This window comes from Weizmannia acidilactici, from assembly GCF_008974225.1.
Taxonomy (GTDB): Bacteria; Bacillota; Bacilli; order Bacillales; family Bacillaceae_C; genus Weizmannia; species Weizmannia acidilactici.
In genome coordinates this window covers 75,898-91,994 of sequence record NZ_BKZR01000004.1, presented here as the reverse complement: position 1 = coordinate 91,994, position 16,097 = coordinate 75,898, and the positions used below count along the sequence as shown (strand labels likewise).

Here is a 16,097-nt window from a genome sequence, read left to right as displayed (position 1 = left end):
ATGTTTAAAGCGGGAATTTCTTGTCTAAGCGAAGGTTTCGTTTATAATAGAATTTAAGCTTACGCCGTTATTTTGAAATGAAAGCGAGTGATCCGTATTGGATCTTGAATCGATTAAGGACCCGTCCTTTTTGAAAAAAATGGACATTCCCGCGCTGATACAGCTGAGTGCGGAGATCCGCCGTTTTTTGATTGAAACGCTGTCGAAAACGGGCGGGCATATTGGGCCGAATCTCGGTGTTGTGGAACTCACGCTTGCTTTGCATAAATGTTTCGACAGCCCGAAAGACAAAATCCTGTGGGATGTAGGCCACCAGTCGTATGTGCATAAAATTTTAACCGGACGTGCGGGCCAATTCAAAACATTGCGTCAGTACCGCGGCCTTTCCGGATTTCCGAAGCAGAATGAAAGCATCCATGATGTATGGGAAACCGGGCACAGTTCCACGTCCTTGTCCGCGGCGATGGGCATGGCTGTGGCACGGGATTTAAAAGGCGAAAAATCCTATATCGTTCCTGTGATCGGCGACGGCGCGCTGACAGGCGGGATGGCTTTTGAAGCACTGAACCATATCGGCCATGAGAAGAGGGACATCATCGTTGTTTTGAATGATAACGAGATGTCGATCGCCCCGAATGTCGGAGCACTTCATCAGGTGCTCGGCAAACTGCGGACGGCGAGCAAATATCGGCGCGCCAAAGATGAACTGGAATTTTTGCTGAAAAAAATCCCGGCTGTCGGCGGAAAGCTCGCGGCAACCGCAGAACGGCTGAAAGATTCCCTTAAATACCTGCTTGTTTCTGGCATCTTTTTTGAAGAACTGGGGTTCACGTACTTCGGCCCTGTTGATGGCCATCATTTCGAAGCGCTTCTTGAAAATATCCAGTATGCGAAAAAAACGAAAGGCCCGGTACTCCTGCACGTCATTACAAAGAAAGGCAAGGGATATAAACCTGCCGAAAACGATACAAGGGGCGCCTGGCACGGCACAGGGCAGTATAAAATTGAAACCGGAGATTTTATTAAGCCGGTAAACGCCCCACCGGCATGGAGCAAACTTGTCAGTGACACCGTCTTGAGGCTTGCCAAAGAAGACCCCCGCATTGTTGCGATTACGCCGGCAATGACGGTCGGTTCCAAGCTGGAACGGTTTCAGCAGGAACTGCCGGACAGGGTGTACGATGTCGGCATCGCGGAACAGCATGCGGCCACTTTTGCGGCCGGCCTTGCGACACAAGGGATGAAGCCGTTTTTGGCCATTTATTCCACGTTTTTGCAACGGGCTTACGACCAGGTTGTCCACGATATTTGCCGGCAAAATTTAAATGTGTTCATCGGCATTGACAGGGCCGGCCTTGTCGGCGCGGATGGCGAAACACACCAGGGCGTGTTTGATATTGCCTTCCTGCGAAGCCTGCCGAATATGGTCTTAATGATGCCGAAAGATGAAAATGAAGGCCAGCATATGGTCTATACGGCTTTAAAATACGGCGACGGCCCGATCGCGATGCGGTTTCCGCGCGGCAACGGCCTCGGCGTTCCGTTGGATCCGGATTTGAAGGAAATCCCGATCGGCACGTGGGAAGTGCTGAAAGAAGGTACGGATGCCTGCATCCTTACATTTGGAACGACAATCCCGCTGGCGATGGAAGCAGCAAAATATTTACAAAAGCAGGGAACATCGGTAAAAGTGGTCAATGCACGGTTTTTGAAGCCGCTTGATGAGGCGGTGCTGGCATCCATTCTTGCAAGCGGCATGCCGGTGTTGACCGTTGAAGAAGGGGTGCTTCTAGGCGGCTTCGGCAGCGCAGTGTTAGAGTTTGCCCATGAACACGGCTTCCACCACAATTCCATTCGCCGTATCGGCATTCCGGACCGCTTTATCGAGCATGGCAGCGTAAAAGAATTATGGCGGGAAATCGGCTTGACAACTGAACGGATTATCGAAGAAATACAAGGCGAATTAACTGCAAAACATCAGAAAAGGGCTTAGCATCAATGAAAAAAGAACGTGTAGATGTTCTCCTCGTAGAACGCGGATTAATGGAAACAAGAGAAAAAGCAAAACGGGCGGTGATGGCGGGGCTTGTGTTTGCAAACGAAACCCGACTTGATAAACCGGGCGAAAAAATCCCGGTTGATACACCACTTGCCGTTAAAGGAAACCCGCTTCCATATGTTTCGCGGGGCGGGCTGAAACTGGAAAAAGCATTAAAAGTGTTTAATCTTGACATAAAAGGAAAAATCCTTCTCGATATCGGAGCCTCAACCGGCGGATTTACCGACTGCGCCCTGCAGCACGGCGCCAAAATGTCGTACGCCCTTGATGTCGGCTATAATCAGCTGGCATGGAAGCTCCGCCGGGATGAACGGGTTGTCGTCATGGAAAGGACGAATTTCCGTTACGTAACCCCGGGAAATCTGACAAAAGGAGTCCCGGATTTTGCATCGATTGATGTGTCTTTTATTTCTTTGTCCCTCATCCTTCCGGTATTAAAAACATTGCTTGCGCCGGACAGCGATGTTGTCGCCTTGATCAAGCCGCAGTTTGAGGCAGGGCGCGAGCAGGTTGGCAAAAAAGGGATCGTAAAGGATAAAAAAGTGCATCGGGAAGTCATTGAAAAAATCATCCATCTTGCAATACATGAAAAGTTTTCGGTTGAAAACCTTTCCTATTCCCCGATTACCGGCGGTGAGGGCAATATCGAATTTTTAATCCACCTCAAATGGCCGGCTTATGAAAAGGATAGGGGGCAGAACCGCCTCCCGGTGGCCGTAAAAGACGTGGTGGAAGAAGCCCACGCCGCACTGAAAAAAGGGTAATGTTATTTACAAAACAGCCTATTGGTTTTCCAGTAGGCTTTTTTGCGCAGGCTGTACCGCCTAGAAAGGGACAGGCTGATGTCTAACCGGGTACGTGTGCGAAAAAAGCAACTGATACGGCATTAAGATTTTCTTACAGGCATGGCTGCTTCTTTCAATGTACATTTTCCCGGAAATACGCTAACATACAGATAGATGCATATTTACAAAAGTAAGCACGCCTTGAGGTGAGGACATGAATAAAGGACAGCGCTTAATTAAAATACGGGAAATGATTACGAATTACGATATTGAGACGCAGGACGAGCTTGTTGAGCGTTTGCGGAACGCCGGATTCAATGTGACGCAGGCGACGATTTCAAGGGATATAAAAGAACTTCATCTTGTGAAAGTGCCGCTCAATAACGGCAGATACAAATACAGTCTGCCTGCCGACCAGCGCTTCAATCCGACGCAGAAGCTGAGGCGGGCGTTGGCAGACGCATTTGTCAGCGTAGATACGGCCGGGCATTTAATTGTGATGAAAACTTTGCCGGGGAACGCCCATGCAATCGGCGCTCTGATTGATATTTTGGATTGGGAAGAAATCATCGGGACTTTGTGCGGGGATGACACATGCTTGATCATTTGCAAAAATCAGGACGAGACCGAATCGGTTGCACAAAGATTTTTGGACATGCTTTAAGAAAGTGGTGATGTTCACTTGCTGCAAGAACTATCGATTAAAAATTTCGCCATTATCGACCAATTATCTCTATCGTTTGAAAATGGCTTAACCGTCCTGACAGGGGAAACAGGCGCCGGCAAATCGATTATCATTGACGCCATCCAGCTTCTGACAGGCGGCAGGGGATCGTCCGAATATGTGCGCCACGGCGAGGACCGCGCTGAAATCGAGGGGTTATTTCTAGTGGACGACGGGCATCCGTGCATGGAACGGGCCCGCGAATTCGGCATAGACATCGAAGAAGGCATGGTCATCTTGCGGCGCGATATTTCGAAGGCCGGAAAAAGCGTATGCCGCATTAATGGAAAGCTCGTCACCATTTCAGTTTTGCGCGAAATCGGGTCAACATTAATTGATATACACAGCCAGCATGAGACCCAGGAATTATTAAATGAAACATTCCATTTGCCGCTTCTCGATCATTATGGCCGGGTGGAAATTGAAGCGGCGCTTGACGATTACCGGGAAGTGTATAAAAAATACGAAACTGTATCCGGCCGTTTAAAAAGAATGAACGAAAACGATCAGCAGCTTGCCCAGCGTCTTGACCTCATTCAGTTCCAGCACGGTGAAATCCAAAGGGCCGACCTGAAGCTCCGTGAAGATGAAGAACTGGCCGATGAAAAAAGGAAGTTGATGAATTTTGAACGCTTGTTTGAATCGCTGAATACAAGTTATGAGGCGCTGCAGGGCGAACAGCACGGCCTCGACTGGATCGGGCTTGTCATGGGACAGTTGGAAACGGCTGCCGAAGCGGATCCTGCGCTTGCGCCGCTCTTGGAGACGGTGCAAAATTGTTTTTATACGCTCGAAGATACGGCCCGTACGATCCGCTCCCAACTTGATATGCTTGAATTTGACCCGGAGAGGCTGAACCAGATTGAAGCACGGATGAATGAAATCAACCAGTTGAAACGGAAATATGGCAGCTCGATCGAAGAAATATTGGAATACGGCGCGAAAATTGAAGAAGAAATTGAGTCAATCCTAAACCGTGACCATCATGTGGAACAGCTGCAAAAAGAACTGCAAACGGTCAAGCGCGATTTGTATTTGGAAGCTAAACAGCTCAGCGATTTGCGAAAAAAATGGGCGGAAAAGCTGACAAAGAATATCCATTCCGAATTAAAACAGCTTTATATGGACAAAACAACATTTGAAGTCCGTTTCCTTTCCACTGCGGATGATTATTTTGAAGCGGATGAGATCCCATTCAGGCGCGATGGGCTTGACCAGGTTGAATTTTATATTTCCACAAACCCGGGCGAGCCGCTCAAGCCTTTGGCAAAAACGGCATCTGGCGGGGAACTGTCCCGGATTATGCTCGCCTTAAAAACCATCTTCTCAAAACATCAGGGGATCACTTCAATTATTTTTGACGAAGTGGACACAGGCGTCAGCGGTCGGGTCGCCCAGGCGATCGCGGAAAAAATATACCGCATTTCGGTCCATTCGCAAGTGCTGTGCATCACCCATCTCCCACAGGTCGCCGCTATGGCGGATGTCCATCTGTTTATTATGAAAGAAACGGTAAAAGGACGGACGAGAACAAAAGTAAAACCGTTAGGGCAGGAAGAAAAAATTAAAGAAATCGGCCGCATGATTTCCGGCGTCGAAATGACTGACCTGACAAGGCAGCATGCAAAAGAACTGCTAGAACTGGCCGAAACGATTAAATAAGGGGTCCGGGGCCCGCCTTTTGGAAAAAAGGTGGAGCCGACCCCTTTCTATCCAGTTTGGGCAGGTTTTTTTCCAACGGTCCGGTTATATTTAAAGCGCTTCAAGGCTAAATTAAAATCATAGCCAAATAAAATAAAGGCTAAACCAAAAGGGTGGACTAGAAGCGAGGAGAGTGGATTGTTTGAACTTTGAAAACGTAAGAAAGCTGATTGGCGGATTTCTCCTTGTTTCACTTGTGCTATTAGGTTTTTCGCAACCTTTTCAACAATACCTTCACTTTCCGAAGCAAGTTCGCTTAATGGAAGGCCAGCAAATTGAATTCCATAAATCCGCCGCTGCAACAGTTGCTGTAAAAGGGAACAGTGCGGATATCAAGGAAAATAAGCAATCGGTTTCGATTAAAGGGAAAACAGCCGGAAAAGAAGAAATGTTTCTTGAACTGGCAGGCGTCCCGATTAAAAAAACCGATGTGGAAGTGTATAAAAACATCAAGATGATTCCGGGCGGCCAGTCGATCGGCGTCAAGCTGAAAACGCTCGGTGTCCTCGTCGTCGGCCACCATCTTGTGCAAACGGACAAAGGAAAAATCTCTCCCGGGGAACAAGCCGGCATTCAAGTCGGCGATATGATTCTCGAAATGGGCGGGAAAAAAATCGAAAATATGTCCGATGTTGCCCCAATTGTGCAAAAGGTGGGGGAAGAGGGGAAGGCACTTCCGGTTGTCATCAAAAGGGATGACCGGACGATCCGGACAACAATCCATCCGCAAAAAGACAAAACCGAACAAAATTATAAACTCGGGTTGTATATCCGGGATTCCGCTGCTGGCATTGGCACCATGACGTTTATCGACCCGAAAACAAAAAAATACGGAGCGCTCGGCCATGTCATTTCGGATATGGATACCAAAAAGCCGATCGTCGTTGAAAACGGCCGGATTGTCAATTCGGTAGTCACGTCCATTGAAAAAGGGAAAAACGGCAGCCCAGGGGAAAAACTTGCGCGCTTTTCCGAAGAGGGCCAAATCGGGACGATCACAAAGAACAGCCCGTTCGGCATTTTCGGCAAGCTAAACGGCAGCTTAAGCAGCTTGGGTAACGGGTATGCCAAACCGATCCCGATTGCGCTGTCCGACCAGGTTAAAACGGGGCCGGCCAAAATTTTAACCGTTGTGGACGGAAAAAAGGTCGAAGCGTATTCGATTAAAATCGTCAGCACCATTCCGCAAAAATTTCCGGCAACGAAAGGAATGGTCATCAAAATTACCGATCCTAAACTCCTGAAAAAAACAGGGGGGATTGTACAGGGCATGAGCGGAAGCCCGATTATCCAGAACGGCCGGCTTGTCGGTGCGGTGACGCATGTATTTGTCAACGATCCGACATCCGGATACGGCGTCCATATCGAATGGATGCTCAATGAAGCAGGCATAAAAGGAAGGGGCGCGTCCCCTTCCGCTTTCGAAAAAAAATAAAATTTATAAAAAAGCAGGAATTTTTCCGCCATTGTCGAAACATATTTATGTAAAGAGATACGGTTATTTTTTTTTTTGAGGAGGACAGTGGTAGTGAAAAAAATCAAAGTATTTATTGTCGATGACAACCGTGAACTTGTACGTCTATTAGAAGAGTATATATCATCGCAGGAAGATATGGAAATTACCGGCACAGCCTACAGCGGAACGGAATGCCTTGAAAAGCTGAAAGACGCGGCGCCGGATATTTTATTGCTCGATATCATTATGCCGCATCTGGACGGACTCGGGGTTTTGAAAAAACTAAGGGAAACGGGCCATTCGCCGATGCCAAATGTGATCATGTTGACAGCTTTCGGCCAGGAAGACGTCACGAAAAAAGCAGTCGAACTCGGCGCTTCTTATTTTGTCTTAAAACCGTTTGATATGGATATGCTTGTTTCCCATATCCGGCAGATAAGCGGCAAAGCAAGCACTGTACTGAAGTCCCCGTCCGGCCTCGGCCGCGTACAGGCTGACTCAAAACCGAAAAATCTCGATGCGAGTATTACGAGCATCATCCACGAAATTGGGGTGCCCGCCCATATTAAAGGGTACATGTATTTACGGGAGGCGATTTCAATGGTGTACAATGATATTGAACTGCTCGGTTCGATTACAAAAGTGCTGTACCCGGAAATTGCCAAAAAATACAATACCACTGCCAGCCGTGTGGAGCGCGCTATCCGCCATGCGATAGAAGTTGCGTGGAGCAGGGGGAATATTGAATCGATTTCCACTTTATTCGGGTACACGGTTTCTATGACAAAAGCCAAACCTACAAACAGTGAATTTATTGCCATGGTCGCAGACAAACTTCGCCTTGAGCACAAAGCTTCCTGAAAGGGTTAGGGGCCGGCAGACGATACAAATCCTTACAACCGGCCATTTTATGTGTGTTTAAAAGTATCCGTACGGGAATGCTCGCTTCCCTGTGCCCTTCTTTTCATCTCCGTGCCGATTGAAGAATATATAAAAGATGGGAATTGAAAAGAAAAGGATGTGGGGCATTTGACATTTATTTTTGCGCATCGCGGTTCAGCAGGGACCCATCCGGAAAATACAATGGAAGCTTTCTTGCAAGCGGAAAGGGCGGGAGCGGATGGCATCGAACTGGATGTCCAACTCTCTAAAGACGGGGAAATTGTCGTCATCCATGATGAAACCGTGAACAGGACAACATCAGGTAAAGGTTTTGTGAAAGATTTTACGCTCGCCGAATTGCAAAACTTGGACGTACGTGACCGTTTTGGTGTGGCGGGAAAACTCCGCATCCCGGCGCTGAAGGAAGTTTTCGGCTGGCTGAAAACGAACCGGCTCCTCTGTAATATTGAACTGAAAACAGCGAAAATCAGCTATCCGTCAATCGAGGAAAAAACGGTTGCTTTAATCAAAGCTTATCAACTGGAGGAGCGGGTCATTTTTTCTTCGTTTAACCACTATTCGATTATCCATTGTTACAGGCTGGCACCTGAAATCGAAATTGCCCCCCTATACTCGGAAATGCTGTTTATGCCTTGGGTTTATGCAAAATCCATCCGGGCGGGGGGGATCCATCCACGTCTCGTGACCACCAGTGACCAGATTATTCAAACAGCGATGGAAAACGGCATCGCTGTCAGGCCATATACAGTCAATACCGAAAAAGATATGCGGAGGCTGTTTGAAATAGGCTGCACCGCCATTATTACGGATTATCCGGAAATGGCGGAACGGATCAGAAAAGAATACGAATAGCGGAAAGGGGCTGTACCGAAACGAAAAAACCCGTCGAGAAACTAAATTTCTTAACGGGTTTTTTTCTGCCGATGGCCATGAATGTTTTTGCGTTTATTTGCTGAAACGCTTCTGCACTTTGTTGTGTTTACGGTCTCGGTGCAGGATAAAACCGGCAGTAAATGCAACCCCGCCTGTGCAAAAAAGCAGCCCTGCCAAAAACTGTACGGAGAGTGAAGGAAACGGGTGGTGCAAAATGCCGAAAATCATATCCCTCATCCATTTTATGCCGGCAGTCGCCATGATGACCGGAAAAGCCAAAATAAAAAGCGCAATCAACCTTCCCATCCCGTTCCCCCTTTTCCCGTATTTTTCCCATTATACCATCCGTATTTTTAGTGTGGCAATGCTTCCAATTGTATATAAAAGCGATTCTATATGTAATAAAATGGCAATGCCTGTGGGACGCTTTGGCATTGGCTATGGTTGCTGCGGAATCCGTATTTCATTGTGAATCCGGTACGTTCAACAGTCGTAAAAATTGAATAGGAGGATGGCAAATCAAACAGGACTGAAAAAGGGGGAACAAAATTGCAAAACGTCTTAATTGTAGGCGGCGGAAAAGGCGGGAAAGCAATTTTAAAAATTTTATCGGAAAGTGCGCGGTTCCATGTCTCGGCGATCGTGGACATCAATCCAGATGCCGCCGGAATCAGGCTGGCTAAAGAAATGGGCGTGAAAACAGGGGAGGACTGGCGCAGTTATGCCCGCTCAAATGTTGGCATCATCATCGAAGTGACCAGCAATGAGCATGTATTCCGGGAAATCGTTGCCGAATGCCCGAAAAAAACGGTTGTCCCCGGTAGTGTCGCCTACTTGATTGCCAAATTGCTGGAGGAAAAAGAAGCCCTCATCCGGAAACTGGAAAATGAAACGAAAAAGCATGAACTGATCCTTCAGTCGACAGCAGAAGGTATGACAGTAATTGACAAAGGCGGCAATATTATTTTTATGAACCGGAGTGCGGAAAAGATCAACGGTGTATCCGCCTGCAGTGTGGTGGGCAGGCCGATTTCATGTGTCATCCCGAACAGCAGGCTGGAGCATGTACTCAGAACAAAGAAAAGCGAATCAAATGTGGAAATCGAATTGCAGAACGGCACAAAAATACTTGCATCCCATATCCCGATGTTCAACGAAGACGGTGAAGTTGCCGGGGCCATTTCGGTATTCCGCGATATTACTGAAGCCGTAAAGCAGGCTGAGGAAATCACAAATTTAAAAGAAATCAAAATATGCTGCAGGAGATCATTCATTCGAGCGATGATGCGATCTCGGTCGTTGACGAAAAAGGGCACGGCATCCTCATTAATCCCGCCTATACAAGGATTACCGGCTTAAGCGAGGAGGAAGTGATCGGCAAACCGGCAACCGCGGACATATCGGAGGGCGAAAGCATGCATTATAAGGTGCTGCAGACAAAAAAACCGGTCCGCGGCGTAAAAATGCGGGTCGGCCCGTTAAAAAAGGAAGTGGTTGTCAATGTGGCGCCGGTGATCGTGAACGGAGTATTAAAGGGGAGCGTCGGTGTCATCCACGATGTGTCCGAAATCGAGTCGTTAACGAAAGAACTGAGCCGTGCAAGGCAAATGGCGCGGGTAAGTACGGCCAAATATACATTTGATGATATTATCCATGCATCAGATGAGATGGATATGGCGGTCGAGCAGGCAAAACTTGCGGCGCAGACGCCCGTCACAATATTATTGCGCGGGGAGTCCGGCACTGGAAAAGAATTGTTTGCCCATGCGATCCACCAGGCCAGCAGCCGCAGAAATCATAAGTTTATCCGTGTAAATTGTGCGGCCATTTCCGAATCTCTGCTTGAGAGCGAACTTTTCGGCTATGAAGAAGGAGCTTTTTCGGGCGCGAAAAGGGGCGGAAAAAAAGGACTGTTTGAAGAAGCGGACGGCGGCAGCCTGTTTTTGGATGAAATCGGTGAGCTCAGCGCCCATATGCAGGCAAAGCTGCTGCGGGTGCTGCAGGAAAAGGAAATCGTCCGCGTCGGGGGGACAAAACCGGTGCCAGTTGATGTCCGCATCATTGCCGCCACGCACGTTCATCTTGAAAAAGCTGTTGCCAAAGGGAAGTTCAGGGAAGACTTATATTACCGGCTTGACCGAATGCCGATCCGCATTCCGCCGCTCAGGTCGAGAAAACAGGAGATTCCGTTATTATGCAAGCGACTCATCCAGAAAATCAACCAGGATTACGGCCGGAACGTGGAAGGAATATCGGAGGCGGCGCTTTCGGTCTTATGCAGGTACGATTGGCCGGGGAATGTCCGCGAACTTGAAAATGTACTCGGCCGGGCGATTATTTTTATGGGTTTCCAAGAAAAAATCATGGATGCCGTGCACCTGGCCGGGCTTGGGCTAACGGCGGGGAAAAGGCTTGAAAAAAATGACAATTTTGTGGCGGGAGAAGGGAATCTGGACAGGTTGATGGCAGCGTTTGAAAAGCATGTGGTCGAAAAAGCATTGGCGGAAAACGCCGGAAATAAAACAAAAGCAGCGAAGCAGCTCGGCATTTCATTAAGAAGCCTGTATTATAAATTGGAGAAATACAATCTTGCAAAAAACGGCATGCAATAATTTGCATCTTCGTGCAAAAAGTAGCAAACTGGTAAACGTAAGTTTATTTTCCCGCGTGCCCCGTCTCCGCTTCCATAAATGTTTGGAAGGCATCGTTAGGGTGCAAAATGAAATACCACGCAAAATGGCATTATTTTTGCATTTTTGATTGGCAAAGGAGCATGGTTGTTCACCGTAAAATTTGCGGAAAAAGCGGGCAAGAAGGGATCCTGATGCTGGGGTGCCGCGCGAAGATGCCCGATGCGTGCTGCGGAGCAAATTCAGCGGTGTACAACAAGAAAGCCCCGCATCAAGGGCACTTTAATAGCAAAACCGCCCATGATGCATAGAAAAGAGTAACAGCACTTTTTTGCGGAAAACGGAGGACACCAAAATGGAAATTTTTGATTATATGGGAAAATATGATTACGAACAGCTTTTGTTTTGCCATGATGCCGCATCCGGTTTAAAGGCAATCATCGCCATACACGATACAACGCTCGGCCCTGCGCTCGGAGGAACAAGAATGTGGACGTATGAATCCGAAGAAGCGGCAATTGAAGATGCACTGAGGCTTGCAAAAGGCATGACCTATAAAAACGCCGCGGCGGGGCTGAATCTTGGCGGGGGTAAAACGGTTATCATCGGCGACCCGCACAAAGACAAAAATGAAGAAATGTTCCGTGCGTTCGGCCGCTTTATCCAAGGGCTCGGCGGCCGCTATATCACGGCGGAGGATGTCGGCACCACTGTTGAAGATATGGACATCATCCATGAAGAAACCAATTTTGTGACAGGTGTTTCGCAAACGTACGGTTCATCCGGCAATCCGTCGCCCGTTACCGCATACGGCTGCTATGTCGGGATGAAAGCCGCGGCAAAAGAAGCGTTCGGAAGCGATTCGCTGGAAGGAAAGACCATTGCGGTCCAAGGTGTCGACAATGTCGCCTTTGAATTGTGCCGTTATCTTCATGGGGAAGGCGCCAATCTTATTGTGACCGATATTGCCGCTGATGCTGTGAAACGCGCGGTTGACGCTTTCCGGGCTAAAGCGGCGGATCCAAAGGACATTTACGCAGTGGACTGCGATATTTTTGCACCGTGCGCATTGGGGGCGATATTAAACGATCACACCATTCCGCTGCTGAAGGCAAAAGTCATTGCCGGTTCGGCGAATAACCAGCTGAAAGAGCCGCGTCACGGGGATCTGATCCATGAAATGGGTATCCTCTATGCACCGGATTATGTTGTCAATGCCGGCGGTGTCATCAATGTCGCCGATGAACTGCACGGTTACAACCGGGAAAGGGCTATGAAAAAAGTTGAGCAAATATACAATAATGTGGAAAAAGTCATTGAAATTTCAAAGCGCGACCGGATTCCGACATATTTGGCGGCCGACCGGATGGCAGAAGAACGGATCCGAAAAGTTTCCCGCTCGAGGTCGCAGTTTTTGCTATATAATAAACACATTTTGGAAAAACGGCTGCAGTATTAACACCGGCAGTCAACATGCCGCTATTGCTGCTTCGGCAATGCGGCCTAAACGAAGAAGGAGGTACACGGTTTGGCAACAGAATATGATGTAGTTGTGCTGGGCGGCGGCACTGGGGGCTATGTGGCGGCTATCCGCGCTTCCCGACTCGGATTAAAAACCGCAATTGTCGAAAAAGAGAAACTTGGCGGCACATGCCTGCATAAAGGCTGCATTCCGACGAAAGCCCTTTTAAGAAGCGCGGAAGTCTACCGGACAATCCGGAAAAGCGGGGATTTTGGCATTGACGTAACTGGCGCCGAATTGAACTTTGCAAAAATCCAGGAGCGGAAAAAGGCGGTAGTGGGCCAGCTGCACCGAGGTGTAGTGCATCTTATGAAAAAAGGGAAAATCGATGTGTACGAAGGCACAGGCAGAATCCTCGGCCCATCGATCTTTTCTCCGCTTCCAGGAACGGTTTCGGTGGAAAGTTCCGGCGGCGGAAACGAAATGCTCCTTCCAAAACATTTGATTATCGCAACCGGTTCGCGCCCGCGCGTTCTGCCGGGATTTGAGGTTGACGGGGAATATGTGCTCACGTCCGATGAGGCATTGGAACTTTCGGAACTCCCGGCATCGGTGATCATTGCCGGCGGCGGTGCGATCGGGGTTGAATGGGCGTCCATGCTTTCCGACTTCGGCGTGGAAGTCACGATTTGCGAGGTAGCAGACCGCCTTTTGCCGGGCGAGGACTGCGAAATATCAAAAGAGATCGCCCGCCTGCTGAAGAAAAAAGGGGTTACGGTTTTAACAGGCACTACTTTAAATCCCGCTTCCCTTCATACCGGGGAAGGCAAATTGCGGATCGAAGCAGACGTCGGCGCAAAAACGCTTGAGGCGGAAAAACTGTTATTGTCTGTCGGGAGGGTCGCCAACATAGAAAATATCGGCCTTGAAAATACGGAGATAGAAATCGAAAACGGCGCGATCCGTGTGAATGAATTTTACCAGACAAAAGAATCCCATATTTATGCAATCGGAGATTGTGTAGGCGGATTGCAGCTTGCCCATGTGGCATCGCGGGAAGGCATCATTGCGGTTGACCATATTGCCGGCAAAAATCCGGATCCGCTCAATGAAACATTTGTCCCGAAATGCGTGTACGCAAACCCTGAAATTGCGAGTGTCGGATTAAGTGAAGACAAGGCGAAAGAAAAAGGGTACAATGTGAAAGTTGGCAAATTTTCTTTTAAAGCGGTCGGAAAAGCGCTCGTCCACGGCGAATCGGACGGCTTCGTCAAAATGGTTGCAGATGTAGAAACGAACGATATATTAGGTGTACATATCATTGGACCGCATGCAACAGATATGATTTCAGAAGCCGGATTGGCGCGCGTATTGGATGCAGCCCCTTGGGAGGTGGCCATGGCAGTCCATCCGCACCCGACGCTGAGTGAAGCAATCGGGGAAGCGGCGCTCGCTGTCGACGGGCTTGAAATCCATGCGTAATGCTTTGAATGGGGAGTGAACAATATGACTGAAAATCGGCATAAAAGCTTGGGCTTAAGCGACCGGGATGTCATCGAGATGTATGAAACGATGCTTTTGGCGCGCAAATTGGACGAACGGATGTGGCTGTTGAACAGGTCCGGGAAAATCCCGTTTGTCATTTCCTGTCAGGGGCAGGAAGCCGCCCAGGTCGGCGCAGCATTTGCGCTCGACAGGAAAAAAGACTATGTTTTGCCGTATTACCGCGATCTCGGGGTAGTGCTCGCTTTCGGCATGACCGCGCGCGACATCATGCTGTCCGGATTTGCGAAAGCGGAAGACCCGAACTCGGGGGGGCGCCAGATGCCGGGCCATTTCGGGCAGAAGAAAAACAGGATCGTGACGCAGTCTTCGCCTGTCACAACACAGGTTCCGCATGCGGTCGGCATTGCGCTTGCCGGAAAAATGGAGAAAAAGGACTTTGTTTCCTTCGTGACGTTCGGGGAAGGCTCTTCCAATCAGGGCGATTTCCATGAAGGGGCGAACTTTGCCTCTGTCCATAAATTGCCGGTGATTTTCATGTGCGAAAATAACCAGTATGCGATTTCCGTCCCGATTGAGGAACAGCTCGGGAATCCTCGCGTTTCCGACCGGGCAATCGGCTACGGCATGCCGGGCGTGACCGTTGATGGAAATGACCCGCTCGCTGTCTATGAAGTTGTCAAAGAAGCGGCGGACAGAGCACGGCGCGGAGAAGGGCCCTCATTGATCGAGGCGGTCGTCTACCGGTTTACGCCGCACTCTTCCGATGATGACGACCGCTACCGGGCCCCGGAAGAAGTGAAAAAAGCGAAGGAAAAAGATCCTATCGCCACGTTTGGCCAATATTTAAAAGAGCTGGGCCTTTTGGACGTGCAAAAAGAAAAGGAAGTTAATGGACACGTCATGCAGATCGTGAATGAAGCGACCGACTATGCCGAAAATGCGCCGTATGCAAAGCCGGAAGATGCACTACGTTATGTATACGGCGAGGAGTGAGGAGGAAAGACCATGGCGGTAATTTCATATATTGATGCGATCACAAAAGCGTTGCGCGAAGAGATGGAGCGGGACGAAAAAGTTTTTGTAATGGGGGAAGATGTCGGGAAAAAAGGCGGGGTGTTCAAAGCGACAGCAGGATTATATGAAGCGTTCGGCGCCGGAAGGGTGATCGACACCCCTCTCGCCGAATCCGCGATTGTCGGCGTCGGGGTCGGTGCGGCGATGTATGGGATGCGGCCGATTGCCGAAATCCAGTTTGCCGACTTTATCTTGCCGGCAGTAAACCAAATTATTTCCGAAGCGGCCAAAATCCGCTACCGTACGAACAATGACTGGCATTGCCCGCTTGTCGTGCGCGCGCCTTACGGGGGCGGTGTCCACGGCGCCCTGTACCATTCGCAATCGATCGAAGCGGTATTTGCAAACCAGCCGGGCCTTAAAATCGTGATGCCGTCCACGCCTTATGACGCAAAAGGTTTGCTCAAGGCAGCGATTCGCGATGACGATCCTGTCCTCTTTTTTGAACATAAGCGCGCTTACCGTTTAATTAAAGGGGAAGTGCCCGATGATGATTATGTGCTGCCGATCGGAAAGGCCGAAGTGAAAAGGGAAGGCGAGGACATCACGGTTATCACATACGGGCTTTGTGTCCATTTCGCCCTGCAGGTGGCGGAAAAGCTCGCACAGGATGGCATTGATGCCCATATTCTTGACCTGCGCACTGTGTACCCGCTTGACAAGGAAGCGATTATGGAGGCGGCGGCAAAAACGGGAAAAGTGCTGCTCATCACCGAAGACAATAAAGAGGGGAGCATCATCAGTGAAGTGGCCGCTATCATTGCGGAACACTGCCTGTTTGATCTTGACGCCCCGATTATGCGTTTAGCTGGCCCGGATGTTCCGGCGATGCCGTATGCACCGACGATGGAAAAATATTTTATGGTCAATCCCGATAAAATCGAAAAAGCGATGCGGGAGTTGGCCGAATTTTAAGATGCAGGT

Annotated in this window: 12 protein-coding genes and 1 pseudogene; 12 read left to right on the top strand and 1 reads right to left on the bottom strand. The window is 49.0% G+C overall.

Annotated features, from left to right (window positions below; genetic code table 11):
- Positions 1 to 97: 97 nt before the first annotated feature.
- The 7 genes from dxs (at position 98) to GBH70_RS02540 (ending at position 8,480) form a co-directional block, all read left to right on the top strand.
- A complete protein-coding gene (dxs, locus tag GBH70_RS02570; protein ID WP_151679556.1) occupies positions 98 to 1,993 on the top strand; it encodes a 1-deoxy-D-xylulose-5-phosphate synthase in 1,896 nt (631 codons plus the stop codon).
- A 5-nt stretch (positions 1,994 to 1,998) separates the two neighbouring features.
- Complete coding sequence (locus GBH70_RS02565; protein WP_151679555.1) at positions 1,999 to 2,823, top strand: TlyA family RNA methyltransferase; 825 nt, start codon at positions 1,999 to 2,001, stop codon at positions 2,821 to 2,823.
- Positions 2,824 to 3,058: 235 nt separating this feature from the next.
- Complete coding sequence (ahrC, locus tag GBH70_RS02560; RefSeq protein WP_151679554.1) at positions 3,059 to 3,508, top strand: transcriptional regulator AhrC/ArgR; 450 nt, start codon at positions 3,059 to 3,061, stop codon at positions 3,506 to 3,508.
- An 18-nt stretch (positions 3,509 to 3,526) separates the two neighbouring features.
- Positions 3,527 to 5,230: a DNA repair protein RecN gene (gene recN / locus GBH70_RS02555; protein WP_151679553.1), complete on the top strand. Its 1,704-nt coding sequence runs from the start codon at positions 3,527 to 3,529 to the stop codon at positions 5,228 to 5,230.
- A 181-nt stretch (positions 5,231 to 5,411) separates the two neighbouring features.
- Positions 5,412 to 6,704 carry a SpoIVB peptidase gene (gene spoIVB, locus GBH70_RS02550; RefSeq protein WP_151679552.1) on the top strand — a complete coding sequence of 431 codons (1,293 nt, stop codon included), beginning with the start codon at positions 5,412 to 5,414 and terminating at the stop codon, positions 6,702 to 6,704.
- Between the two features lie 93 nt (positions 6,705 to 6,797).
- Positions 6,798 to 7,586, top strand: a complete 789-nt coding sequence (gene spo0A / locus GBH70_RS02545; RefSeq protein ID WP_151679551.1) for a sporulation transcription factor Spo0A — start codon at positions 6,798 to 6,800, stop codon at positions 7,584 to 7,586.
- Positions 7,587 to 7,754: 168 nt separating this feature from the next.
- Complete coding sequence (locus tag GBH70_RS02540) at positions 7,755 to 8,480, top strand: glycerophosphodiester phosphodiesterase (RefSeq protein WP_151679550.1); 726 nt, start codon at positions 7,755 to 7,757, stop codon at positions 8,478 to 8,480.
- Positions 8,481 to 8,573: 93 nt separating this feature from the next.
- Here the strand turns inward: GBH70_RS02540 and GBH70_RS02535 are convergent, their stop codons facing one another.
- Complete coding sequence (locus GBH70_RS02535) at positions 8,574 to 8,807, bottom strand: DUF2627 domain-containing protein (protein WP_151679549.1); 234 nt, start codon at positions 8,805 to 8,807, stop codon at positions 8,574 to 8,576.
- Between the two features lie 243 nt (positions 8,808 to 9,050).
- Between GBH70_RS02535 and GBH70_RS02530 the strand changes: the two are divergent.
- The 5 genes and pseudogenes from GBH70_RS02530 (at position 9,051) to GBH70_RS02510 (ending at position 16,088) form a co-directional block, all read left to right on the top strand.
- Positions 9,051 to 11,113, top strand: a pseudogene (locus tag GBH70_RS02530) (sigma-54 interaction domain-containing protein).
- Between the two features lie 373 nt (positions 11,114 to 11,486).
- Positions 11,487 to 12,590, top strand: coding sequence for a Leu/Phe/Val dehydrogenase (locus tag GBH70_RS02525; RefSeq protein ID WP_151679548.1), 1,104 nt, complete (start codon positions 11,487 to 11,489; stop codon positions 12,588 to 12,590).
- Between the two features lie 69 nt (positions 12,591 to 12,659).
- Complete coding sequence (lpdA, locus tag GBH70_RS02520) at positions 12,660 to 14,075, top strand: dihydrolipoyl dehydrogenase (protein WP_151679547.1); 1,416 nt, start codon at positions 12,660 to 12,662, stop codon at positions 14,073 to 14,075.
- Between the two features lie 24 nt (positions 14,076 to 14,099).
- A complete protein-coding gene (locus GBH70_RS02515; protein ID WP_151679546.1) occupies positions 14,100 to 15,092 on the top strand; it encodes a thiamine pyrophosphate-dependent dehydrogenase E1 component subunit alpha in 993 nt (330 codons plus the stop codon).
- A gap of 12 nt (positions 15,093 to 15,104) precedes the next feature.
- Positions 15,105 to 16,088, top strand: coding sequence for an alpha-ketoacid dehydrogenase subunit beta (locus tag GBH70_RS02510; RefSeq protein WP_151679545.1), 984 nt, complete (start codon positions 15,105 to 15,107; stop codon positions 16,086 to 16,088).
- Positions 16,089 to 16,097 lie beyond the last annotated feature (9 nt).